Origin of the sequence: Mesorhizobium sp. LNJC391B00 (assembly GCF_000502535.1) — a bacterium.
Taxonomy (GTDB): Bacteria; Pseudomonadota; Alphaproteobacteria; order Rhizobiales; family Rhizobiaceae; genus Mesorhizobium.
In genome coordinates this window covers 236,559-261,354 of the sequence record NZ_AYWI01000004.1, presented here as the reverse complement: position 1 = coordinate 261,354, position 24,796 = coordinate 236,559, and the positions used below count along the sequence as shown (strand labels likewise).

At 64.2% G+C, this 24,796-nt stretch carries 18 protein-coding genes and 2 pseudogenes; 11 read left to right on the top strand and 9 right to left on the bottom strand.

Translation table 11 applies throughout. The features are described from left to right. Positions 1-116 precede the first annotated feature (116 nt). The 8 genes and pseudogenes from hemC (at position 117) to X750_RS152635 (ending at position 7,339) form a co-directional block, all read left to right on the top strand. Positions 117-1,040, top strand: coding sequence for a hydroxymethylbilane synthase (gene hemC / locus X750_RS152615; protein WP_023747363.1), 924 nt, complete (start codon positions 117-119; stop codon positions 1,038-1,040). Position 1,041: 1 nt separating this feature from the next. After that, positions 1,042-1,755 carry a uroporphyrinogen-III synthase gene (locus X750_RS152620; RefSeq protein ID WP_023747362.1) on the top strand — a complete coding sequence of 238 codons (714 nt, stop codon included), beginning with the start codon at positions 1,042-1,044 and terminating at the stop codon, positions 1,753-1,755. 112 nt (positions 1,756-1,867) lie between these two features. Further along, on the top strand, positions 1,868-3,358 hold the full coding sequence (locus tag X750_RS152625) for a COG4223 family protein (protein WP_023747361.1): 1,491 nt from the start codon (positions 1,868-1,870) through the stop codon (positions 3,356-3,358). Between the two features lie 10 nt (positions 3,359-3,368). Next, a pseudogene (locus X750_RS01000000162865) lies at positions 3,369-4,900 on the top strand (heme biosynthesis protein HemY). 75 nt (positions 4,901-4,975) lie between these two features. Beyond that, entirely contained in the window at positions 4,976-5,455 is a 480-nt protein-coding gene (locus X750_RS152630; protein ID WP_023702389.1) for a TerB family tellurite resistance protein, read from the top strand. A gap of 14 nt (positions 5,456-5,469) precedes the next feature. Further along, positions 5,470-6,196, top strand: a pseudogene (locus tag X750_RS01000000162860) (glutamine amidotransferase). A gap of 187 nt (positions 6,197-6,383) precedes the next feature. Next, entirely contained in the window at positions 6,384-6,647 is a 264-nt protein-coding gene (locus X750_RS1000000164340) for a YMGG-like glycine zipper-containing protein (protein ID WP_023670477.1), read from the top strand. 56 nt (positions 6,648-6,703) lie between these two features. After that, the gene (locus tag X750_RS152635; protein ID WP_023747360.1) at positions 6,704-7,339 is read left to right on the top strand and encodes an outer membrane lipoprotein carrier protein LolA; all 636 of its coding nucleotides are present in this window, start codon (positions 6,704-6,706) and stop codon (positions 7,337-7,339) included. 30 nt (positions 7,340-7,369) lie between these two features. Here the strand turns inward: X750_RS152635 and X750_RS152640 are convergent, their stop codons facing one another. The 9 genes from X750_RS152640 to X750_RS152680 form a co-directional block, all read right to left on the bottom strand. Continuing rightward, positions 7,370-10,573 carry a multidrug efflux RND transporter permease subunit gene (locus X750_RS152640; RefSeq protein WP_023745388.1) on the bottom strand — a complete coding sequence of 1,068 codons (3,204 nt, stop codon included), beginning with the start codon at positions 10,571-10,573 and terminating at the stop codon, positions 7,370-7,372. Next, positions 10,570-11,676 (bottom strand): efflux RND transporter periplasmic adaptor subunit, encoded by a 1,107-nt coding sequence (locus tag X750_RS152645; protein ID WP_023687741.1) that lies wholly within the window; start codon positions 11,674-11,676, stop codon positions 10,570-10,572. Before X750_RS152645 ends, X750_RS152640 begins: the two co-directional genes overlap by 4 nt. Before the next feature lie 354 nt (positions 11,677-12,030). Then, complete coding sequence (locus X750_RS152650; protein ID WP_023683924.1) at positions 12,031-13,272, bottom strand: MFS transporter; 1,242 nt, start codon at positions 13,270-13,272, stop codon at positions 12,031-12,033. Positions 13,273-13,430: 158 nt separating this feature from the next. Then, the gene (locus tag X750_RS152655) at positions 13,431-14,531 is read right to left on the bottom strand and encodes a pyridoxal phosphate-dependent aminotransferase (protein WP_023687742.1); all 1,101 of its coding nucleotides are present in this window, start codon (positions 14,529-14,531) and stop codon (positions 13,431-13,433) included. Positions 14,532-14,664: 133 nt separating this feature from the next. Beyond that, complete coding sequence (locus X750_RS152660; protein ID WP_023730212.1) at positions 14,665-15,129, bottom strand: MucR family transcriptional regulator; 465 nt, start codon at positions 15,127-15,129, stop codon at positions 14,665-14,667. A gap of 214 nt (positions 15,130-15,343) precedes the next feature. Then, complete coding sequence (locus X750_RS152665) at positions 15,344-16,048, bottom strand: ROK family protein (RefSeq protein ID WP_023747359.1); 705 nt, start codon at positions 16,046-16,048, stop codon at positions 15,344-15,346. 117 nt (positions 16,049-16,165) lie between these two features. Next, positions 16,166-17,539 (bottom strand): glucose-6-phosphate dehydrogenase, encoded by a 1,374-nt coding sequence (gene zwf, locus X750_RS152670; protein WP_023747358.1) that lies wholly within the window; start codon positions 17,537-17,539, stop codon positions 16,166-16,168. A gap of 23 nt (positions 17,540-17,562) precedes the next feature. Next, positions 17,563-18,576 (bottom strand): phosphogluconate dehydrogenase (NAD(+)-dependent, decarboxylating), encoded by a 1,014-nt coding sequence (gene gnd / locus X750_RS152675; RefSeq protein WP_023694463.1) that lies wholly within the window; start codon positions 18,574-18,576, stop codon positions 17,563-17,565. Between the two features lie 42 nt (positions 18,577-18,618). Then, positions 18,619-21,030 (bottom strand): glucan 1,4-alpha-glucosidase, encoded by a 2,412-nt coding sequence (locus tag X750_RS152680; RefSeq protein WP_023747357.1) that lies wholly within the window; start codon positions 21,028-21,030, stop codon positions 18,619-18,621. Positions 21,031-21,243: 213 nt separating this feature from the next. Here X750_RS152680 and X750_RS152685 point away from each other — a divergent pair, with 213 nt between their 5' ends. From X750_RS152685 to X750_RS152695, 3 genes are read left to right on the top strand one after another with little or no spacing between them, the layout of a single operon-like run. Next, a complete protein-coding gene (locus X750_RS152685) occupies positions 21,244-22,257 on the top strand; it encodes an ABC transporter substrate-binding protein (RefSeq protein ID WP_023670464.1) in 1,014 nt (337 codons plus the stop codon). A 48-nt stretch (positions 22,258-22,305) separates the two neighbouring features. Beyond that, positions 22,306-23,823: a sugar ABC transporter ATP-binding protein gene (locus X750_RS152690; protein WP_023732918.1), complete on the top strand. Its 1,518-nt coding sequence runs from the start codon at positions 22,306-22,308 to the stop codon at positions 23,821-23,823. Between the two features lies 1 nt (position 23,824). Then, positions 23,825-24,796, top strand: a complete 972-nt coding sequence (locus X750_RS152695; RefSeq protein ID WP_023694460.1) for an ABC transporter permease — start codon at positions 23,825-23,827, stop codon at positions 24,794-24,796.

Below are 24,796 nucleotides of genomic sequence, written 5' to 3'. Positions count from 1 at the left end.
TCGTCGCTGTCTCCAGAGATTGTGTCGCCGGACTTTCCTAGTTAGTAGAGGCGGGCCTCGCTAGGGAGAGCGCCGGAAACGCAAAGCCAGCCGGGGGTTATCACGGACCGCGCGCCATGCAAACTTTGAAAATAGGAACACGCGGCAGCCCGCTGGCGCTCGCCCAGGCGCATGAGACGCAGGCGCGGCTGATGGAAGCGCATGGCATGCCGGCAGAAGCCTTCGAGGTCGTCGTCATTTCGACCAGCGGCGACCGCATCCAGGACCGGCCGCTGTCGGAAGCCGGCGGCAAGGGGCTGTTCACCAAGGAAATCGAAGACGCGCTGCTGGCCGGCACGATCGATATCGCCGTGCATTCCTCCAAGGACATGCCGACAGTGCTGCCGGTCGGGCTGGAGCTGTCCGCCTTCCTGCCGCGCGAGGATGCGCGGGACGCCTTCATCGGCAAGGCGGTGAAGCGCATTGTTGATTTGCCGCAAGGCGCCAAGGTCGGGTCGTCTTCGCTCAGGCGCCAGGCGCTGATCCGGCGCATGCGGCCGGACCTAGACGTGGTCATGTTCCGCGGCAATGTGCAGACCAGGCTGCGCAAGCTGGAGGAAGGCGTCGCCGAAGGCACGATCCTCGCCTATGCCGGGCTGAAGCGGCTCGGGCTCGGCCATGTCGTCACCGATCTGATGCCGCTCGATGCCTTTCCGCCGGCGCCGGGACAAGGCGCAATCGGCATCGAAACCCGCATCGGCGACAGCGAGGTCGAAAAGATGCTGGTGGCCATCCATGATGTGCCGACAGGCCAGGCGCTGGCCTGTGAGCGCGCCTTCCTGGCGGCGCTCGACGGCTCCTGCCGCACGCCGATCGCCGGTTATGCGACGATCTCGGGCGGCAGGCTGGTTTTCGCCGGGCTGATCATTTCGCCCGATGGCACGCAATCGCATGAGGTCAAAGCCGAAGGCTTGGCGCTGGATGCCGCTGACATCGGCACGGACGCAGCTAGGATGGTGCGGGTCAAAGCGGGCGAAACCTTCTTCGACGGCTGGGTCTGATATGCGTGTCCTGGTGACGCGGCCGCAACCCGGGGCGTCGCGAACCATGCGGCGGCTGCAGGAATTGGGATTTGAGCCGCTCCTTCTGCCGCTGACCGAAACGGTGACACTGCCGGTTGGCGCCGATGCTGCGAGCGACGATGCCGTGGCCGTCGCTGTGACTAGCGCCAATGCCGTGCGGCATGCGCCGAAAGAACTCATTCGTGCGCTCGCCGCCTTGCCTTGCCATGCCGTCGGACGCAGGACGGCTGAAGCGGCACGTTCGGCAGGGTTCTTGTCGGTCAGCGAAGGGGCGGGCGACGCCGAGCGGCTGGCCGAGGCGATTGCTGCCGGCCTTTCCGGCAAGGCGGTCGTCTATCTCACAGGGCGCGTGCGGTTTCCGGCATTCGAGGCGCGGCTGCGAAATGCCGGCGTCGAGGTCCGCACCGTCGAAACCTACGACACGATTTCGCTCGATTATTCCGATGCTGAAATCCGTACACGCCTGTCCGATCAGGCGGTCGACGCGGTGCTGCTCTATTCAGCCAAGGCGGCGGCAGCGTTGCAGGCCTTGGCCAGCCGGGCGGAACTGCGCGATCTCTTTGAAAACATGCAGGCTTTTGCGCTCTCCGAGCGCGTGGCAGCGGCATTTGACAATGCCGCCGGCAAAAAAATACGCATGGCGCGGGAACCGCAGGAGGAGGCGCTGCTTGAGCTGTTGCACCGCGGCGACTGAGCCCCGTGTCATCACGCCGCCCCTTTTCACCTGATGATGATGTGCTAGACCATTTTTCAAACCATCACGCGCCGTCGGGCGCCCAGACGAAGCAGGATTGCGGAGCCCAGGCATGGTCAAGACGCCGAAGATGCGACATTCGAAAAGCCGCCGCGAGCCGGTGACCATCGAACTCGAACCCGGCGCTGTCTCGCGCATTGCCGATGCGGATGCCGCCAAGACGGATGTCGCCAACTCGGATGACGTCGGGGCCCCGGCAGAATCGGTTGCGGCCGAGGATGCGGCTGCCATGGCCAATGCGCAGCCGGAGACGCCTGACGAGCCCGTTCATGCCGATCAAGCCGATCTCGAGCCGTGGGAGCACTCCGACGCCGCGGCGCAGGCCGCTCCCGAACGCGCCGATGCCAAGGCGTCCACCCAGGCGGAGCAGCCTTACCCCACCGCTTCGGATGCGCCACCGCGCGCCAGAACCTCCGACTACAGTTTCGAGGATGCCTCGCCCAAGCCGGGTGCACCCAAGGAAACCCCAAGGACAGCCGGGAACCAGCCCATGGCCGCGCAACCGAAGCGCACGAGCGGCATTGCCGCCGGCATCATCGGCGGTGTCATCGCGCTGGCTGCCGCCGGCGGGCTGCAGTTTGCCGGCGTGCTTGGCGCTCCGGGCTCAGGGGCGGGCACGGTCTCGCTCGACGGCGTCAATGGCGAGATCGCTTCGCTGAAGCGCGAAATCGCCGACCTCAGGGAAGCCAGCGGCAATGGCGCCGCAACGGCCAAGGTCGACGGGCTGTCTTCGGCGCTGGATCAGGTCAAGGCCGATGTCGCATCGCTGAAATCGGCGGTCGAAAAGGGCGGCGCCGGCGACAATGCCGGGCTTGCCGCGCTTGGCGACAAGGTCAAGCAGATCGAGACCGCGGTCGCCGCCCTTGGCCAGGCCGGTGGTGCAGCGCCCGTCGATCTCGCGCCGCTCAATGAAAGACTGGCGGGCCTCGACGCACTGGTGAAATCGGCCGGCGAGGCAGCCAAGGCGCAGGAAGGCAAGATCGCCGCGCTGGAGCAGTCGGTGATGCAGCTCGCCGGCAAGGTCGATGCGCAGGCCTCGCAGCCAAAGATCGCGATGGCCATCGCCGCTTCGGCCTTGAAGGCGGCGCTTGACCGCGGCGCGCCGTTCGCCGCCGAGTTGGAGACCTTCGCGGCGATCTCGCCCGATGCACCGCAGATTGCAGCGCTGCGCCCCTACGCTGAAAAGGGCGTCCCGACCCGCACCGAGATCGCCGGCGAGGCCGACGCCGCGGCCAATGCGATGGTCGCGGCGGCGACGCCGGTCGATGAAAATGCCGGCTTCTTCCAGAACCTTTTGTCGAGCGCCGAATCGCTGGTCAAGGTCCGGCCGATCGGCGCCGTCGAAGGCGCCGGCGCGCCGGAAACCGTGGCGCGCATCGAAGTGGCGGTCAACCAGGGCGACTACGCCAAGGCGCTCAGCGAATACGCAACGCTGCCGGATGCGGTCAAGGCTGCCGGCGCCGACTTTGCCGGCAAACTGAAGGCGCGCATCGACGTCGAGACGCAGGTCGACGCGCTGATTGCAGGTGCGATGAAGGCATGAGGACGACACGATGATCCGCATTCTCATCTTTCTCGCCGCCGTCTTCGCGCTCGGCCTCGGCTTTGCCTGGCTGGCCGATCGTCCCGGCGAGATGGTCGTCACCTTCAACGGTTACCAATACCAGGTCAGCCTGATGGTGGCGGCGGTGGCGATCGTTGCCGTCGTCGCCGCGGTGATGATCGTCTGGTGGCTGATCAAGTCGCTGTGGAACAGCCCGTACACGATCTCGCGCTATTTCCGCGTCCGCCGCCGCGACCGCGGCTACCAGGCGCTGTCGACCGGCATGATCGCAGCCGGCGCCGGCGATGGCGCGCTGGCCCGCAAGAAGACCAAGGAAGCCGCCAAGCTGATCCGCTCCGACCAGGAGCCGCTGATCCAGTTGCTCGAAGCGCAAGCCTCGCTGCTCGAAGGCGACCATGGGGGCGCGCGCGAAAAATTCGAAGCCATGCTCGACGACCCCGAAATGCGGCTGCTTGGCCTGCGCGGGCTCTATCTCGAAGCCGAACGGCTCGGCGACCGCAACGCCGCGCGTCACTATGCCGGGCGCGCCGCTTCCGTCGCGCCGCAACTGGCTTGGGCCGCCGAATCGACGCTGGAGGATCTGACCGGGCGCGGCGACTGGGACGGCGCGCTGAAGCTGGTGGAGGCGCAGAAGTCGACCAGGCAGATCGAACGCGACGCCGCCAATCGCCGCCGCGCTGTGCTGTTGACCGCCAAGGCGCAGGCGCTGACAGATAGCGACCCCAATGCAGCCAAGACAGCGGCACTCGAGGCAAACAAGCTCGCGCCCGATTTCGCACCGGCCGCGGTTGCAGCCGCCAATCTTCTGTTCAAACAGAACGATGTGCGCAAAGGCTCGAAGATCCTTGAGGCAGCCTGGAAGGCGGAGCCGCATCCCGAGATCGCCGAGCTCTACACCCATGCAAGGCCGGGAGATGCCGTGGTCGATCGTCTCAACCGGGCGAAGAAGCTGCAGGAGCTGAAGCGCAACAATGCCGAATCGTCGATGACGGTGGCGCGCGCCGCGCTCGATGCGCAGGATTTTTCCACCGCCCGCCGCGAGGCGGAAGCCGCGATCCGCATGGATCGCCGGGAAGGCGCTTACCTGCTGCTGGCCGATATCGAGGAGGCAGAGACCGGCGACCAGGGCAAGATCAGGCAATTGCTGTCCAAGGCGGTCAGGGCGCCGCGCGATCCGGCCTGGGTCGCCGACGGCGTCGTCTCCGAACGCTGGGCGCCGGTATCGCCGGTCAGCGGCAAGCTCGACGCTTTCGCCTGGCGCGCACNCCCGCCAAGCCGACAAAGGAAGCCGAAGTGATCGATCATCCCGCCGTTGCCAGGAGCAGCGAGGCGCCGACCGAGTCGAAGCCCGCCGTGGGCGATGAGCAGGTCACACCGGTCACTTCCGCCGCTTTCGCCGCAATACCGCCCGATGCCGAACCCGTCGAACCTGCCGAGGAACTGGCTCGGCTGCCCGACGACCCTGGCGTCGACCCCGACGACGAAGCGGAGAAGTCACCGCGCCGCTTCCGCCTGTTTTGATCCCTGAAGCATGATCCCAAAAAGTGGATAGCGGTTTTGGAAAAGATCATGCTCCAATAAAGTGAAGTGAGCACCATGTTCGAACGCGTCCTGGCCTTTCTGAAAGACCTGCCCTCCGGGGCTGGGGCTCGCGCCAATGCGGACGATCCGCGCGTTGCGGCGTCGGCTTTGCTCTATCATGTGATGAATGCCGACGGCGTGCGCCAGGATGTCGAGTGGGAGCGGTTCAAGCAGGTGCTGGCGCAGAGCTATTCGATCAGCGGCGACGAGCTCGATGCACTGGCTGCCGCCGGCGAGCGCGCCGACAATGAGGCGATCGACCTCTATGCCTTCACCAGCGTCTTGAAGCGCCATCTCGACGCCGAGGCGCGCAAGGCTTTCATCGGCCTGATGTGGGAAATCGTCTATGCCGACGGCGAACTGCATGAACTGGAGGACAACACCGTCTGGCGCGTCGCCGAGCTAATCGGCGTCGAGCGCCAGGATCGCGTCGAGGCGCGCCGCAAGGCGGCGGCCGCCGCGCCCGGCGCCAGCGGAACGTCGAGCGACGAATAGGATTCCGCCTTTCCATGCCGCCCAGACCGAGCTCGAAACCAAAAATCCTGATCGTGCTGCATCAGGAGACTTCGAGCCCCGGCCGGGTTGGCCACATGCTGCTCGAGGAAGGTTTCGACCTCGACATCCGCCGGCCGCCTCTCGGCGACAGCCTGCCGGAGACGCTGGAGGGACACGCCGGCGCCGTGGTGTTCGGCGGGCCGATGAGCGCCAATGACGAAGATGAGTTCGTCCGCCGCGAGACCAACTGGCTCAATGTTCCGCTAAAGGAGAACCGGCCCTTCCTCGGCATCTGCCTTGGCGCGCAGATGCTGGCCAATCATCTCGGCGGCAAGGTCGAGGGGCATGGCGAGGGGCTGGNAGGGGCTGGTCGAGATCGGCTGGTATCCGCTGAAGCCGACCGAAGCCGGCAAAAAGCTGCTGCCCTGGCCCGACATGGTTTACCAGTTTCACCGCGAAGGCTTTTCGCTGCCCAGGGATGCGACGCTGCTGGCGACGGCGGAAACCTACCCCAACCAGGCGTTTCGCTATGGCGACAATGCCTGGGGCATCCAGTTCCATGGCGAACTGACCAGGATGATGATGCAGCGCTGGGTGGTGCGCGGCGCACATCGTTTCGAACTGCCCGGAGCGCAGCCCGGCCGCGACCATCTCGGCGGCCGGCTGATCTGGGATATGCACCTCAAGCGCTGGCTGAGCGAGTTTTTGAGCCTGATCTTCGGAAAGCCTACTGAGGGATAGAGCAAATCCAACTACTATGAACGGCCGAGCTTGCCCAAAGACGACTTACCTCTGGGAGGCGTGTACGATGGATCCGGGACCTTAGCCCGTTCCCGCAGATTTGGATTGCGCCCCAAACACTCCGATGGATCGAAAAACTCCGTGGCGCATTTAAGCTTCGGCTAATAACGGCCCCAGGAGAGAACCAATGAAGAAGACGCTGCTCATTTTGAGCCTACTCATTCCGCTCGCGGCATGCTCCCGCACCGAACAAGGCGCTGCCGTCGGTGGTTTGGGTGGCGCAGCTGTAGGCGCAGCAGTGGCCGGCGACCCGGTAAAAGGGGCCGTTGTTGGAGGTGCGGTCGGAGCGCTGGCCGGGGCGGTCATCGGGCACGCCAGCGAAGCCGGCCAGTGCAGATATCGCGGTCGGAACGGTCGAGTTTACGTTGCTCAGTGCCCGGACGGCTACTGATCTCAAAGGCGCGTGATCTCTTTCGATCACGCGCCTGCTCGGGGTAGGATAACTGAATGGCATATAACAGCAAAAGACTGCTGGCTTTCTGGTTCGCCGTTGTCAGCGCTGTCGCGATAAACGCCGAACTTTCGACCGCGGCCTTGGCCGCACCTGTAGAAGCGAAGACGATTGCCGATCACTTCTCATCGGTAAAGTCCATGTCCGGGGACTTTGTCCAGTCGGGCCCAAGAGCGGAAAGGACCAAAGGGAAATTTTTCCTCCAGCGGCCGGGCAAGATCCGGTTCAACTATGCAGGCCAATCAGGGGTCAGCGTAATTGCAGATGGAAAATCCTTGGTGGTCTATAACAAGAAGCTCAAGACATCGCGGCTTTATGCTCTCTCGAAGACGCCGCTCAAGCTGCTCCTCGACAATCAGGTCAACTTTTCCGGCAATCGCCTCAAAAGTATCAGGGACGATGGCGCCCAGGTGATCATCAGGCTGGCCGACAAGTCGGCCTTCGGCAATTCGAATATCACTATGGTGTTTGACAGGGAATCGCTCGATCTACGCAGATGGACCCTGACTGACGAGAGGGGCCTTACCTCGACAGTCACCATATCCAACGTGAAGCAGGGCGTTCGCGCTCCTGCGGGCACCTTCACTATCGACTATGCTGCAAACCGTGAATTCAACACCAAAACGAAATAGTCGGCAGCGCCACGAACTGCCCGTGTAACACTACTCGGCGGCCGTCTCGGACGGCACCTCTGCCGGTGCCGAAGACTCGGCCTCGGCATGCGGCTTGCGCCGTGAGAACAGCGACCTGAGCGTGACGTAGAACACCGGCGTCAGGAACAGGCCGACGAAAGTGACGCCCAGCATGCCGGAGAACACCGCGGTGCCGAGCGACTGGCGCATTTCCGCGCCCGGGCCCGTCGCGATCATCAGCGGCACGACGCCGAGGATGAACGAGAAGGCGGTCATCAGGATCGGCCGCAGCCTGAGCCGGCAGGCTTCGACGGCAGCCTCGGCTGCCGACAGGCCGCGTTCCTGGGCCTGCCGCGCGAACTCGACGATCAGGATCGCGTTCTTGGCGGCAAGCCCGATCAGCACGATGAGGCCGATCTGCACGAGGATGTTGTTGTCCAGCCCTCGGAACGACACGCCGAGCAACGCTGCGAGCACGCCGAGCGGCACCACCAGCACGATGGCGAACGGCAGCACCCAGCTTTCATATTGCGCCGCCAGCGCCAGGAACACGAACAGCACCGACAGTCCGAAGATATAGACAGCGGCATTGCCGGTGTTGCGCTCCTGATAGGCGAGTTCGGTCCATTCGTAGGAGGTACCGGCCGGCAACGTCTGTGCCGTGATCGCTTCCATCTTGGCAAGCGCATCGCCGGTGGAAACGCCGGGCGCGGCGTTGCCCTGCAGCGGCACGGAGACGTACATGTTGTAGCGCTGGACCAGCGCCGGGCCGGTGACGTCGCGGATCTCGATCAACGTGCCCAGCGGAACCAGCGCGCCGGTCGCCGAGCGCACCTTCAGTTTCAAGATGTCGGCGCGATCGAGGCGGAACGCCTGGTCGGCCTGCGCGCGCACCTGGTAGACGCGCCCGAAAGCGTTGAAGTCGTTGACGTAGGCGGTGCCCAGATTGATCGACAGCGTCTCGAAGATGTTGGGGATCGGCACGTTCAGGATGCGCGCCTTGTCGCGATCGATCGCCAGGAAGAATTGCGGGCTGGACGCGGAGAAGGTGGTGAACACGCCGGTCAGCCCCGCCGTCTTGTTGGCCTTGCCGGCAATTTCATAGGCAAGCGCCAGGATCTGCCGCATGTCGGCGCTGTTGCGCTCCTGGATCTGCAGCTTGAAGCCGCCGGCATTGCCGACGCCGCGGATCGGCGGCGGCGGCAGTGCGATAATGAAGGCTTCCTTGATGCTTTGCAGGCTGCCGAACAAATTGCCGATGACCTGGGTCGCGGACTGGCCGGCTTCCAGTCGCTCGTCAAACGGCTTGAACCTGGCGAAGATCACGCCCGCGTTGCTGGCATTGGTAAAGGTGGCGCCGGAGAAGCCGGCGAAGGCGACCGCGTAGTCGACGCCCGGCGTTTTCTGGATGATCTGCGACGCCTGCTGGATGACGGCATCGGTCCGCGATAGCGAGGCGCCGTCCGGCAACTGGACGACGACGATCGCATAGCCCTGGTCGAGCGACGGAATGAAACCGCGCGGCACCGTCTGAACCATATAGACCGTGGCGTAGATGAGGGCCGCGAAAACGGCCAGCGTGGCGGCGATCGCTATCCGCGAGCCGACCAACACGCGCACGATGCTCGAATACCAATGGGCGACCTTGTCGAAGCCGCGATTGAAGCCGTCGGCGAGCGCCCGTCCGAACCGCGCCAGGAAAAAGCGCGGCGGCGCCGCAGCAGTGTGGTGCGGCTTGAACAGCAGCGCGGCCAAGGCCGGCGAGAGCGTCAGCGAATTGAATGCCGAGATCGCCGTCGACACCGCGATGGTGATCGCAAACTGCAGGTAGAACTGCCCGGAAATGCCGGGAATGAAGGCTGTCGGCACGAACACGGCTATCAGCACCAGCGAGATCGCGATGACCGCCGTTCCGACTTCGTCCATGGTCAGATGCGACGCCGGATTGGGCGCCAGCCCGCTGGCGATATTTCGCTCGACGTTCTCGACCACGACGATCGCATCGTCGACGACGATGCCGATGGCCAGCACGAGGCCGAACAGCGTCAGCATGTTGAGGGAGAAGCCGGCGGCGTAAAGCACCGCCAGCGTGCCGATCAGCGACACGGGGATCGCCACGATCGGCACGATCGCCATGCGCCACGATTGCAGGAAGACGATGATGACGATGATGACCAGAACCATCGCCTCGAGGATCGTCTTGTAGACCTCCTGGATCGACTCGGCGACGAACTCGGTCGGATTGTAGACGATGTCGTAGCTCAATCCCTTCGGGAAGTCCTGGGAAAGCTCCTTCATCTTGTCCTGGATCTCCGCGGCTGCGGCGAGCGCATTGGTGCCTGGCCGCTGGAAGATGGCGAGCGCCACCGCCGGTTTGCCGTTGAGATAGGAGTTGGTGACGTAATCCTTGGCGCCGAGCTCGATGCGCGCCACGTCCTGCAGCTGGATCAGGCGGCCGTCTTCGGCCGATTTGACGATCACGTATCGGAAGTCCCGTGCGTCGTTGAAGCGGCCTTGCGTGGTGACCGTGTACTGGAACGCCGTGCCGGTATTGGTCGGCGGCGCGCCGATGGAGCCGCCTGACACCTGGACGTTCTGGTCGCGCAGCGCCTGCACCACATCGCCCGAGGTCATCCCCAGGGCGGACAGTTTTTCCGGATCGAGCCAGATGCGCAGCGAATATTCGCGTTCGCCAAAGATGATGAGGTCGCCGACGCCGTCCAACCTGAGCAGTATGTCGCGCACCCGCGAGCGGGCGTAGTTCGAGACGTAGAGCTGGTCGTAGGTATTGTCGGGCGACAGCATGTGCACGACCATCATCAGGTCGGGCGAGCTCTTGATGGTGGTGATGCCGAGGCGGCGGACTTCTTCGGGCAGGCGCGGCTCGGCGACCGACACGCGGTTCTGTACCAGCACCTGCGCCTGGTCGAGATCGGTGCCTAGCTTGAAGGTGATGGTCAGCGCCATCGCCCCGTCGCCCGACGAATAGGACGACATGTAAAGCATGCCCTCGACGCCGTTGATCTCCTGCTCGATCGGCGTTGCCACCGTCGCTGCCACTGTCTCGGCGTCGGCGCCCGGGTACTGGGCGCGAACGACGATGGTCGGCGGCGCGATCTCGGGATATTGCGCGATCGGCAGCTGGGTATAGGCAATCCCGCCGAGGATCAGCAGGACGATCGAAACCACCGATGCGAAGATCGGACGGTCGACGAAGAAATGGGCGAACCTCATTGCTGCAACCCGGCGGTCTCGACCTTGGGCGGCAACGTCACCATCTCGACTTTCACCTTGGTGCCGGGCCTGGCGTGCATCAGCCCGTTGACGATGATCGTCTCGTCGCCGGTCAGGCCCGCGCGGATCACCCGGTAGCCGTCGAGAAGCGGGCCGGTGCGCACGGGCTTCGCCGACACCATCCCGGCCTCATCCACCAGGTACACGATGCGGCGATCCTGATCGGCGCCGACCGCCTCGTCGGGCACCAGGACGCCGCTATGCGGCAGCGACCCCGGCACGTTGATGCGCCCGAACATGCCTGGCTGGAGAACGCCGTCGGCGTTGGCAAACCTTGCACGCACCCGCATGGTGCCGGTCGCGTTGTCGATCCGGTTCTCGGCAAAATCGAGCTTGCCCTTGAATACCGCCTCCGCGCGGTCGGCGACGCGAACCACCACCTCGAGCCCGCCGGCGCCTTCCTGCATGCTGCCGCCGCGCTCCTTCGCGTCGCGGGCGTAGCTGAAATACAGGCGCTCATCGACGTCGAAATAGAAGTCGATCGGATCGCGCGTTACGATGGTCGTCAGCAAGGTGGAATCCGGCTGCACGAGGTTGCCGACCGACACCAGCCGGCGGTCGATGCGGCCGGACAAGGGCGCCTTGATCTCGGTGAACTCCAGGTTCAGGTTGGCCGTCGTCAGCGCCGCCGTCGCGCCCTGCATCTGCGCCTGCGCCGAAAGGTATTCCCGCCGGCGGTCGTCGACCGTAGCGGCCGAGATATTGCCGGTCTTGGCGAGTTCATCGGCGCGATCCAGCTGCATCTTGGAGAATTCGAGCAGGGACTTGGCGACGTCTACTTGCGATTTGGCGGCATCGTAGGCCGCCTGGTACGGACGCTGGTCGATGGTGAAGAGCAGGTCGCCCTTGTTGACCAGTGCGCCGTCCTGGAAGCTGATCTTGTCCAGATAGCCGCTGACGCGCGAACGGATGGCGACCTCGTCGACGGCTTCGAAGCGCCCGACGAACTCGTCGTCTTCGACGATTTCACGCACCACCGGCTTGGCCGCCGTCACCACGGGCAGCTGCTGGTCCTGCGCAAACGCGTTGCTGCTGAAAGCCATACCGAGCAGGAATGCCACGGGGACGGCGGCGCGGGCCAGCCAGCCGACCGATCGGCTGGGTCGCCCGCTTGCGTCGCGATGCGATTGCCGATTCCCTGAAGTGTCCATTTGCGTCCCCGCTAGCTGGACCCGGAGGTCGGGTGGTTCTCTTCTATATTTAAGGTTTCTCGTCGAGACCAGAGCACTGCAGTATTGTGCATGGCAACATGATCATTTTCCATATGGGTTGAAATGTCCACCCTGTGGCTGCCCCGCCATCTGGCTAGTTCGCCCAGAACCGGCCCATCCGCTTCCGACCCATCTCAGCCGTCATCGGCGCAAGCTGATTTGGACCGGATCCAGCGGCTTACTCGATCAGTTGCGGCTGTCGAGATGCCGCACCCCTCGCAGTTGCGGAAACAGCACCGCCCACAATCCGGCGACGGCAATCGCACCGACGCCGCCGATCACCACCGCCGGCACGGTGCCGATCAGCGCCGCCATGGTGCCGGCGCGGAACTCGCCGACTTCGTTGGAGGCGCCGACGAAGACCTGGTTGACGGCGTTGACGCGGCCGCGCACCTCGTCGGGTGTCCACAGCTGGATCAGCGTCTCCCTGATATAGACGCTGAACATGTCAGTGGCGCCGAGGCCGGCAAGGGCCAGGATCGACAGCCAGGTGATGGTCGAGACGCCGAACAGCACGGTGAAGGCGCCGAACCCGGCGACGAAGCCGAGCATGATCTTGCCGGCACTGTCGCGCAGGGGATGCCCGGCAAGCCAGACCGCGACACAGATGGCGCCGATGCCGGGCGCCGAGCGCAGCAGGCCGAGGCCCCACGGGCCGAGCTCCAGAATATCGCGGGCATAGACCGGCAGCAGCGCCGAGGCGCCGGACAAAAGCACGGCAAAGAGGTCGAGCGAGATGGCGCCGAGCACAATCTTCTCGCTCCAGATATAACGGAAGCCGGCAAACAGCGTCTCCATCGTCGGCTTGTCGGTGGCGCTCTGCTGGGCCGGTTTCGGAATGGTGAAGATCAGCAGACCGGCCACCAGCATCAGCACGGAGGCAACGGCGTAAGCGGCTTCGGCCGAGACGCCATAGAGCAGGCCGCCGGCGACCGGGCCGACAATGGTCGCCGTTTGCCAGGCGGACGAGTTCCAGGCGATCGCATTGCCGAAATCTTCCGGCGGAACAAGGTTGGCGAACAGCGACGACGAGGCCGGCCCATAAAAAGCGCGCGCCAGGCCGAACATAGCCAGCACGATGAAGATCGGCAGCGGGCTGACGAGACCGCGCAGCGTGAAGTACAACAGGACAAGCGCACAACCTGCCTCGACTACCGTCGCCAGCGCCATGATCAGGCGGCGGCCGAAACGGTCGGCGACAACGCCGGTGACCAGCACCAGCAGCAGCGACGGCAGGAACTGGACGATGCCGACAATGCCGAGATCGAAGGGATCGCGCGTCAGATCATAGATCTGCCAGCCGACGGCGACGGACACGATCATGGTGGCGAAGGTGGTCAGGAAACGCGCCGCCCAATAGCTCAGGAAGGAGCGATGGCGGAAGGCGGCGTAACGCCGGTCAGGCGGTGTATGGGAATGGGATGTCATGGATACAGGCCCCGTTGCTTGCATTGGCCGGCGGGGCACTTCCCGGAAATGGGCGCTGTTCCGGCCAATGAAACTTATCAAAGTTCGGGGCGCGTATGCGTGAAAATCGGGCCTGGATCAAGCGGTTTTCCAGCCGCTCGCCCGATTGGACGCGGACGTTACTGCCTCAGCGCGGCGGTGATGGCGTCGAGGCCGCCCTGTAATTCCGCCTCTTTCGGCCAGCCGAAACCGACGCGGAAGAAGCGCTTGGGCATATCGAACCAGTGGCCGGGACCGACATAGGTGCCGTGGTTTTCCAAGAGATTGACGTAGAAACGGTCGAGGTCGAAGTCTGGACTGACATTGAGCCTTGGAAATCCGACGACGCCGCCTTGTGGCCGCACCCAGTCGACCAGCGGCTCGCGGTCGATCCAGTCTTGCACGATGTCGCGGCGTTTCGCCATCTCGGGCAGCAGCGCGCCCAAGAAAGCGTCGCGGCGCCCCAGCATGCCGCGCGCAATGCCTTCGTCGATGACGCTGCCGCAAATGCCGATCTGCTCCTTGGCGGCGAGGAAGCGCTCCTGCAGTTCGGCATCGCTGGTGATCAGCCAGCCAATGCGGATGCCGGGAATGCCGAAGGCTTTCGACAGCGACGAGACGCTGATCGCCTTGGGGCTGAGAGAAGCCGCCGCCGGCAGGCGCTGTCCATAGGAGAGGTCGCGATAGGTCTCGTCGACCAGCAGATGGCAGCCGCTCGCTTCGGCCAGCGCAATCAGCGCGTCGAGATCGGCCCGGCCCATCATCGTGCCGGTCGGGTTGTGCGGGCAGGTGACGCTGATCAGCTTGGTGTTCGGTTGCATGCTGGCGGCGACGCGGCCGAAATCGATGGCAAAGCCTGCGTCGAAATCGAGATCGACATAGGAGATGGCGCAGCCGATCGCCTTGGGGGTCTCGATGTTGGTGGCGTAGTTCGGCCGGACGACGACAAGGTGGTCGCGCTCCGACAGAAGCGAGGTCGAAATGATGAAGAGCGCGCCCGCCGCACCGGCGGTCACCAGAACATCGTCAGGCGAAATGCCGGAATCCTGCGCCGCGATCAGCGCCCGCAACTCCTTGTCGCCGCGATGCTCGCCGTAGAACAGCGTGAGATCCGGCAGCGACAGGCCGACGTCGGAAAGTTTCTGATCGGCGATCGAGCTTTCGGAGAGATTGAACCGAATGCGATCGTAGCCGTATTCCTCCGGCGCCTCTTTCTCGATCACCATTCTGGCGTAGTTCATGGCTGCTCCCCCAAAGTCCTGACACTCAGAGGTACAAGCCATAAAAGCACGAAGCCTGCCAAGGCTCATTCGCTGGCAGGCTTCTGTTCCAGTCGTCCAAACGATTGGCTCAGCGCCGAGGCGCTGAGCCCACTCAGGCCGGGACTTTGGCCTTCCGACCCTTGGCTTTGGCTGGCGGCGCCACTGCGGCCTTGCGGCCGAGGCCGATCGACTTGGCCAGCTCGGAGCGCGACGCCGCGTAGTTGGGGGCAACCATCGGATAGTCGGCCGGCAGGCCCCATTTGGTACGATAGGCTTCCGGCGTCAGGTTGAAATGGACGCCGAGATGGCGCTTCAGCGATTTGAATTTTTTGCCGTCCTCGAGGCAGATGATGTAGTCCGGCGTCACCGACCGCTTGGGATTGACGGCCGGGATCTGCGGCGCCGCCACTGGGGCCGGCGGCTGGCTGAGCCCGCCGATCGACGCCGCAACGCTGGCGATGAGATCGCTCAGGCCGGCAACGGGCAAGCGGTTCTTCTCGACGTAAGCGGACACGATATGGGCGGTAAGCTCGAGCAGGTCGATGTCCTTGTCAGAGTCGTTGCTGTCGTCGGCCAATTTATCTCTCCGTCGCTAGGGGGGTGGCGGAAACTCCCAGAGTGGTCCCAGCGGAGCCGGAAATCCGCCCTAGTCATTTGTCTTGCCGCATATGTGCGGTTGCGCCAGATGATTCCATCCGGTGCCACCGATCTAATCGCCAAATCTGCGTAACGCAATGACTTCGTATCGCGCCACACGTCATTTTGAACAACTATACTGAATTTTAATACTATCAGACGATGAGCGCCTTGTCGCGCCATAGTCGAAAACCGCCCTCGAAAGCGCGCGTATTGTCGCCGCGCCTGGATGTGGCGGGCAATTCATCCAGTCTGTCGACATTGCCGCCGCCGATGACGACATAATCCGGCTGCAGCGCCGCACGCAGCCGCCCGACGACGTCGAAAACGTATTTGCGCCATTTCTTCTTGCCGTATTTCTCCAGGCCGCGCTCGCCGACATAATCTTCGAAACTGCCGCCCTTGCGGTACGGCAGATGCGCCAGTTCCATCGGCTGGCCGACATTGTTGAGGATCATCGCCGCGCCCAGGCCGGTGCCGAGGCCGAGGAACAGCATGCGCCCGCCATCGTAGCTGCCGATCGCCTGCAGCAGCGCGTCGTTGACGACCTTGACCGGCTTGCCGAAGGCGGCGGCAAAATCGTAGCCGTCCCAGCCCTTGCCGAGATTGGCGGGATCGAGCGAAGGCCTGTTGTGCTCGACCGGGCCGGGATAGCCCATCGAGATCACGTCATAGGCCAGCCCTTCGGCCAGCGTCTTCACCGTGGCGACCATCTGCTGCGGCGTCAGATCCGGTCCGGAATCGGCCCGGCGCATCTCGCCGCCTGCGCTGGTGAGGATTTTTACGTGCGAGCCGCCGACATCGATCGTCAGCACGATCGGTTCCGCCTTGGCCTTCGCGGGCCTGGCTGCCTTGGCCATGTCGTTTCCTCCGCTCACTTGGCGCGTTCCCCGTTTCAGGGAAACGGGGGAATGCTCCAACTCTTTGTTTTTACGCAATTCCGGACGGAAAAACCGCTCGCACTTTCCTGGAATTGCTCAAGTCGGATTGATCCAGCCGTTGGGCGGCCCGAAGCTGGCCATGGCGTCGGCCGGCCCCCAGGTCTTCGGCTCATACATATGCGGCGGCGTGGTGTCGCCGAGCACCGGGCCGACAATGCGCCAAGCAAGCTCGCTGGCATCCTGGCGGGTGAACAATTGGCCATTGCCGTTCATGGCATCGCCGATCAGCCGCTCATAGGGCGGCATGTCGCCCTTCGAATCGTCGAGCGCGGTGAGCTCGACCTGCTCGCCGACCATGTCGTCGCCGGGCGCCTTGCGCTGCGCGCCGATCGAGATCGCCACCTGCGGGTCGATGCGGAAGCGCACGTAATTGGCGTCGCTGGGCTTGATCGGGTCGAAGACGTCGAGCGGCGGCCGCTTCAGCCGCACGATCACTTCGGTCACATGCACCGGCATGTTCTTGCCGGTGCGGATGAAGAAGGGCACGTCCTGCCAGCGCCAGGTGTCGACCATGAAGCGCACCGCGGCAAAGGTTTCGACCGGCGAGTTCGGCTTCACGCCGGGTTCAGCGAGGTAGCCGGTGAACTGGCCGCGCACGACGTCGTCCTTGGTCAGCGTGCGGATGGCGCGCAACACCTGCACCTTCTCGTCGATCAGATCGTCGGCCGAGCGGCCGACCGGCGGTTCCATGGCGAGCAGTAAAAGGATGTTGAGCAGATGGTTCTCGATCACGTCGCGGATAGCGCCGACATCGTCATAGAATTTGCCACGGCCTTCGACGCCGAAGTCCTCGGCCATGGTGATCTGTACGCTTTCGACGAAGTTGCGGTTCCAGATCGGCTCGAGAAAGGAATTGGCAAAGCGGAAATAGAGCAGGTTCTGGATCGCCTCCTTGCCGAGATAGTGGTCGATGCGGAAGATCGACTGCTCTTCGAACACCAGATGCAGCACGCGGTTCAGCCAGCGCGCCGATTGGAGATCGTGGCCGAACGGCTTTTCCACCATCAGCCGCGCGCCATGCGCGGTACCGGATTGCTCCAGCCCCTGGACGACGGTCTCGAACATGGTCGGCGGCACCGCCATATAGTGAAGCGGCCGCTGCGCCGAGCCGAGCGCCGTCTTCAGCTTCTCGAAGGTCGCGCCGTCGCGGTAGTCGCCGCTGACATAGCGCAGCAGATTGGCGAATTTGGCGAAGATCTTTTCGTCGATCTTGCCGAGAGCGTTGACGATGCCGTCGCGGGCCCGCGCCTGCAATTGGTTGATGTCCCAGGCATCGAAGGCGACGCCGATCACCGGCTCGGTCAGCGTCCCCTTGGCTACCATCTGGTAGAGGGCCGGAAATATCTTCTTGTGGGCAAGGTCGCCGGTTGCTCCGAAGAGCACCAGCGTGTCGGACCGTTCCGGGCTCATCTTGCGAGTCTCCCCTGCGGCCTTCACTTGCCGGCCTTCGGCTTTTCGACATGGCCGCCAAAGGCATAGCGCATGGCCGACAGCAGCTTGTCGGCGAATTCGGATTCGCCCTGCGAGGAGAAGCGGTCGAACAAAGCCGAGGACAGAACCGGCGCCGGCACGCCGGTGTCGATCGCCGCCTTCAGCGTCCAGCGGCCTTCACCGGAATCGGAGACGCGGCCGCCGAACTGGGCCAATGCCGGGTCGCTCTTCAGAGCGCCGGCGGTGAGGTCGAGCAGCCAGGAGCCGATCACACTGCCATGGCGCCAGACCTCGGCCACCTGCGGCAGGTCGATGTCGAACTGATAGTATTGCGGGTTTTCCAAAGGGCTGGTCTCGGCGTCGGCAGTGCGCTGTCTTTTGCCGGCATTGGCCGATTTCAGGATGTTCATGCCTTCGGCGTAGGCGGCCATGACGCCATATTCGATGCCGTTGTGGATCATCTTGACGAAATGGCCGGCGCCGCTCGGTCCGCAATGCAGGTAGCCAAAGGGTGCGGTCCCGCCCGCCTTGTCGGGCGTGGCGCCGGCATCGGCGCCGGGCGCCAGCGTGGCGAAGATCGGATCGAGGTGTTTGACCGCCGTATCGGGGCCGCCGATCATCAGGCAGTAGCCGCGCTCCAGGCCCCAAACGCCGCCGCTGGTGCCGACATCGACATAGTGCAGGCCCTTGGCCGCGAGTTCGGCCGCCTGGTCGACCGCGTCGTGATAATAGGAATTGCCGCCGTCGATGATGATGTCGCCGGGTTCCATCAGCGCCGCCACCTGGTCGGCGATCTTGCCGGTGATCGCCGCTGGCAGCATCAGCCAGGCGCTGCGCGGCTTGGAAAGCTTGCCGACGAACTCCTCCATCGATGCGGCGCCGATGGCGCCATCGGCAACCAGGCCGGCAACGCTTGCCGGGTTGATGTCGTAGACGACGCATTCATGGCCGTCGCGCATCAGGCGGCGCACCATGTTGGCGCCCATCCTGCCTAGTCCCATCATTCCGATCTGCATGGTCTTGTCCTAGTCGCTTGAGGAAAGAAAATTGCTGGCGAGTTAGTTCTCAATGCCGACGGTGAAGTCGACATTCTCCCAACGGTCGCCGTCGGGCCAGAAAAAAGTGAAGACGATCGTATTACCTCGCGGAATATCGGCCACCGGCAGATCCGCCAGATGGACGCAAAAGACATTCACGGAAGTGTTGATTTCATGGCTGGTCTGCCACTGGTCGCCGCTCCAGCGGATCAGTGCCGGCTGCAGCAGTTCAACCCGCAGCGTCTTGCCGGCTTCCATGGTGCGCAGCCTGTTGTTGAAGCGCCATATCCTCAGCGGCGAGCCGGTCTTGTCCCTGACATAGCGCTTGACGCCTTGCGGCGGCATGTCGAAGACGGCGCCGTCGCGGAGCGAGCGCAACAGCTTGATGTGTTCCGAATGCGCCCAGACCAGCGGCATGGCGCTGCCCGACGGCCTGCCCAGCCACAATTCGCGCTCCGGTATGTCGGCGCGGTCCCAGACCTGTTCCGGCAGCAGACCGCCCACGCCAGCCGAAGCCTCGAATGTCCTGAGCAGGCTTGCCGCCTTGTCCTTGTTACCGGCGGCCAGCTCGTAGTGGGCGCGTTCGCCGGCCAGCAACGGCCAGGGCCGGCCCTGGCCGTTGCCGTCGAAGGGCGCGCCGTCGGCGTGTTCGCCATAACCGTCGCTGGTGTAGCGATACCAGAGAGGCCCTTGCGGCAGGTCGCAGCGCAGTTGCGCGTCTATGATCTTGACCGTGCCGACGATGCGCGGATCGTCCGCGGCCCTGAGGCCGAAGCGGACCAGCGCCAGCGCGTCCGGGCTGACAATCGCTTCGGCCGGCTTGTCGGTATCGCCCGGCGGACGGTTCTTGATCGGTACGAAGCCGTCTTTCGGCGATGCGGCGCCTGAACCGTCGGCCGGCGCGATGCGGATGTAGTAGCCGTCGACGCCAGCCTCGTGGCACTGCGGTGTGCCGTTGACATAGGTCCAGCGCTCGATCTGGTCGTTCCAGCAATCCGCGACCTCGCGCAAATAGTTAGCCGGTTCCGGTTTGCCGTCAACGTCGAACAGATCGGCGGCGCCAAGCAGTGCCGATATTTCGACGGCGAGCGTGAATGGGCTGTAGCCGGCATCCTCTTCCCAGCGGTCCTGCCCGGTGACGGGACCATTGCGCACGACATAGGACGCGGCCTTCTCGATCATCGGCATGAAGGCGGCGAGCTTGGCGCGCGGCAGGTGGCCGGCGCGGTGCAGCGCATCGGCAAGCAGCAGCGGGAAGGCGCATTCGTCCATCTGGATGCCCGGCCAATAGAGCGAGCCGTCGAGCCACACATTTTGTGGCCAGTGGCCGTCCGGCTGCTGGATGGAACGGAGATAGGCGAGGATCTCAAGCGCCTGCGCCGGATCGCCGGCGGCGAGGAAGCCGCCCGCGGTTTCCACAAGGTCGCGCGGCCAGACCAGATGATAGCCGCCAAGGTCGTCGTCGCCCTTGCTGAACCCCCAGGGGATCGACAGGCTGGCGACGGCCGCACCGGGCCTCGCCAGCGACAGGTGTGTCGCCAGCACCGCTGTGCTGACGCGGTAGGTGTTGAGGCCGGATGCATCATGGTGGTCGAGCGCCGTCAGGCCTGCCTGCCATTTCCGCCATTTCGCGACATAGGCCTTTGCCGCCGGCTCAAAACCGCGTTTCAGGCTGGCGGCGGCGTTTTCGGCCGCTTCATCCGGCGTTGCCCCAAACCCAAGCGCAAGCAAGGCTTTGCTGTTGCGTAAGGAAAAGCCGATCTCGCCGGTCAGCGCGACATTGCCGTCCTCCGCCCTTTGGCAGGCCGGATCGAGCCGGCCGGCGCGGCTGAGTTGCTGCCAGCCGTCGGAAAAGCCTGCATAGCCGGCCGAGCAATCACCCCAGGGCAGCGAGGATGCAAGCGCCAGGCAGGTGCCGCGCCCGGACGCGAACAGCATCGGCCTCCCCTTGTGCTCGTCGGTCCAGGCGGTGTTGCCCATGCCGGCACTGACCAGATGCGGCGCCAGCAGGGCGTAGACGCGGTAGTCCGTGGCCACGCCCTCGAGTGCCGTGAAGCTGGTTTCCTGCAGCAAGGCCGGGCGCGCCGGATCCGCCAGGATGCGCTTTTCGATCTGGTAACGCGCCGTCGCGTTGATCAGCCGGTAGGCGGGCACGCCGTCCTCGAACGGCTCGATGGCATGCGTGGCGTCACGCTTCTCCTCGGAGAACCAGCCGCCGGGACCGGTGACCAGCAGTCCCATGTCGCGCGTGCAGGCGCTGTCGAGGCCGGGATAATAGACCTCGTTTACGATGCCATGGCTGAGCGTGAACCAGACGCGGCTCGCCGGCGAAAGCGCGGCACCTACGCCGCTCTTGGCGCTTGACGTCCAGCGCGCCGGAATTCCGGGGGCGCCCATTCTTTTGGGTGCACTGGGGGGAAGGGTCGGCGGCATCGCTGCCATGCATGGTCTCCTGGACCCTTCCCTAGACCAGCACGCGAAGGCTTTTCAACCGCCGCACCTGAAGTTGATCGTCCAAGCGTGATCGATCGCAGTTGACAAGCGGGCGTATCTGAATTTGTCTGACAATAGATAAAAAACAGGCAGACAACGCCAAAACCATCTGCAACAGTCGGCGGGGCCGACAATCTATGGGAGGATTATGACATGAAGACACTGCTCGTCCTGAGCGCTCTGGCGGCGATGCTCGCCTCGGGCACGGCGCTTGCCGACACCAGCGGCAAGAAGATCGCCTTCTCCAACAATTACGCCGGCAATTCGTGGCGCCAGGCGATGCTCGACAGCTACGGCATCGTCACCAAGAAGGCGGTGGAGGATAAGATCGTCGGCGCCGCCGACATCTTCACCACCGCCGACAAGGAAGTGCCGACCCAGGCTGCCCAGGTGCAGAACCTGATCCTGCAGGGTTATGACGCCATCGTCATCAATGCCGCATCGCCGGATGCGCTGAACGGCGCCATCAAGCAGGCCTGCGATGCCGGCATCGTCGTCGTCTCCTTCGACGGGACCGTCACCGAACCTTGCGCCTACCGCGTCGTCGTCGACTTCAAGGACATGGGCAAGCAGGAAGTCGAGCAGATGGCCAAGTTCCAGCCCAAGGGCGGCAATTTGCTGGAAATCCGCGGCCTTGCCGGCACCTCGATCGACGATGCCATCCATGCCGGTATCTTGGAAGGCGTCGCCGCCCATCCCGAGTTCAAGATCGTCGGTTCGGTGACCGGCGACTGGGACCAGACGACGGCGCAGAAGGCGGTCGCGACGATCCTGCCTTCGTTGCCCGACATCGTCGGCATCGTCGACCAGGGCGGTGACGGTTATGGCGCGGCACAAGCCTTTGCCGCCGCAGGCAAGCCGCGTCCGACCATCATCATGGGCAACCGCCAGGACGAGCTGAAATGGTGGAAGGAGCAGAAGGACAAGGATGGCTACCAGACCTGGTCGGCCTCGATCGCGCCCGGCGTGTCGTCGCTGGCCTTCTGGGTGGCGCAGCAGGTGCTCGACGGCCGCACCGACATTCCGCATGACCTTTTGGTGCCGTATCTCGCCTTTACCCAGGACAATTTCGAGACCGAGCTGCCGAAAATCAAGGAGGGCGGCGTCGCCACCCACGAATACAGCCAGGAAGACGCAATCGCGGCGATCAAAGCCAATATCAAGTGATGCATTGCATTCATTGCCAGCGGCATGACCGACCGGATATCGTTGAGCATGCCTGAGGCCAATACGGACATCATCAGACTGGGCGGCGCCGAAAAACATTTCGGCGCCGCCCATTTGGACATCATCAGGCTTAACGGCGCCGAAAAACATTTCGGCGCCGTTCGGGCGCTTAACGGCGTCGACTTCCATGTTGTATCAGGCGAATGCGTCGGGCTGGTCGGCCACAACGGAGCCGGCAAATCGACGCTGATGCATATGGTGGCCGGTACGCTGCAGCCCGATGGCGGTGAGATCGCGGTGCGTGGCAATGCCGAAACCGACTACTCGGTGGCGCGCGCGCTGAAACTCGGCATACGCTGCGTGTTCCAGGAACTGTCGCTCTGCCCTAACCTCAGTATCGCGGAGAATACGCGCATCAACCATCCGGCGCTCACCGGCTTCGGCTGGCGACGCAAGGCGGCTGCTCTCATTGCCGCCAAGCTGGACGAAATCTTTCCGGATCACGGCATCTCGGCAGACGACATTGCCGGCGATCTCTCCATCGGCCGGCGGCAGATGGTCGAGGTGGCGCGCGCCTTCACGGTGACGCGCGATCCGCTCGACTTGGTCATTCTCGACGAGCCGACCTCTTCGCTGGACGCGCATACTGCGGGCCAGCTGCTTGCCTTCGTGCGCCGTTTCGTAGCCACCGGGGGCAGCTGCATCCTGATCTCGCATGTGCTGGGCGAGGTGCTGCAGAATGCCGACCGCATCGTGGTCATGCGCGACGGCAAGGTGGTCGCCACGGACGTTGCAAAAGCGTTCGACCGCGACCGGCTGGTGGCCACCATGGGCGGCGCGGAAGCGCGCGAGAAGATCGCGGCGGAGATCGCCGCCAGGCCGGCGGCGGGCCCGCTCAGGGTGCGGGCGCGGCCCGAGCGGCAGCAGGACGGCAAGGAGCTTGTCGCTCGCGCCGGCGAGATCATCGGGCTTGCCGGGCTTGCCGGCCATGGCCAGACCGACCTGTTGCTGGCGATCTTTGCCGCCGCGACGCGTAGAAGGCTTGATATCGAGGTGACCGCCCCGGTGGCGCTGGTGGCCGGAGACCGCCAATCGGACGGCATTTTCCCGCAATGGTCTATTGCCGAAAACATCGGCATCCGCTCGCTGGCGCGGCTGCGCAAAGGGTTGCTGATCTCGCCGCAGCGCGAGGCCGAGCTTGCCGAGTTCTGGAAGCAGAAGATCGGCATCCGCACGCCTGACATGACCAACAACATCTTCTCGCTGTCCGGCGGCAACCAGCAGAAGGCGCTGTTTGCCCGCGCACTGGGTTCCGATGCGCAGATCGTGCTGATGGACGATCCGATGCGCGGCGTGGACATCGGCACCAAGCTCGAGGTCTACGATCTCGTGCGCGAGGAGGCGGCCAAGGGCCGGACCTTCCTCTGGTACACCACCGAGACCGAAGAGCTCGACAATTGCGACCACATCCATGTCTTCAAGAACGGCCGCATCGTCGCCAATCTCACGCGCGACGAGCTGACCGAGGAAAAGATCATCCAGTCCTCATTCGGCGACGCGGCCTGAGATGACGGCAGTCGCTCCCGGCCCTACGTCCTCGCCGCGCAGCAGCGCGGCCCGCGCGCGCCTGCTGCGCAGCCTGTTGCCGGCGCTGTCGCTGGCGCTGGTGGTTATCGCCATCGCCTGGCTCAACCCACGCGCCATCAGCTATTTCGGCTTCAGCCTGATGTTGAACCTCGCTATTCCGATCGCGCTGGCGACGATCGCCCAGATGTTCGTCATCGCCGGCAATGAGCTCGATCTGTCGATCGGCACCTTTGTCGGCTTTGTCGGCTGCGTCACCGCGACCTGGCTGAAGGACGCGCCGCTGCTCGGCGTGATCATCCTGCTCGGCTCCATAGGCGTTTATGCGCTGCTCGGCGCACTGATCCATCTGCGCAATCTGCCGTCGATCGTGGTGACGCTGGGCATGAGCTTCGTCTGGCAGGGGCTTGCCATTCTGGTGCTGCCCAAGCCCGGTGGCAAGGCGCCGGACTGGCTCTTGTCGCTGATGGCCTTCAAGCCGCCCTTCATTCCGTTCCCTATCATCGCCGCGCTGGCGATCGCAGCGGTGGTGCATTTTGGGCTGATGCGCACCTCCTATGGCGTCATCCTGCGGGGATCCGGCGGCAATCCGGCGGCGCTCAGGCGCGCTGGCTGGTCGCTGCTTCGAACCAAGATCGTGCTGTTTGCGCTGACCGGCCTATTCGGCGTTCTGTCCGGCATGGCGCTGATCGGCATCACCACCTCGGCCGACGCTAATATCGGCAATGGCTACACGCTGCTGGCGATCGCCGGCGTCATCCTCGGCGGTGGCGAGTTCGTCGGCGGCCGGGTATCGCCGATTGGCGCCGTGCTCGGCGCGCTGACACTGGCGCTGGCGGCATCGCCTCTGCTCACCTTCATGCACATTCCGCCGGATTGGCAGGTCGCCGCCAACGGCGCCATCCTGATCATCGTGCTGGCAGCCCGCGTCCTGATCAGTCGCAGGGAGAGATAG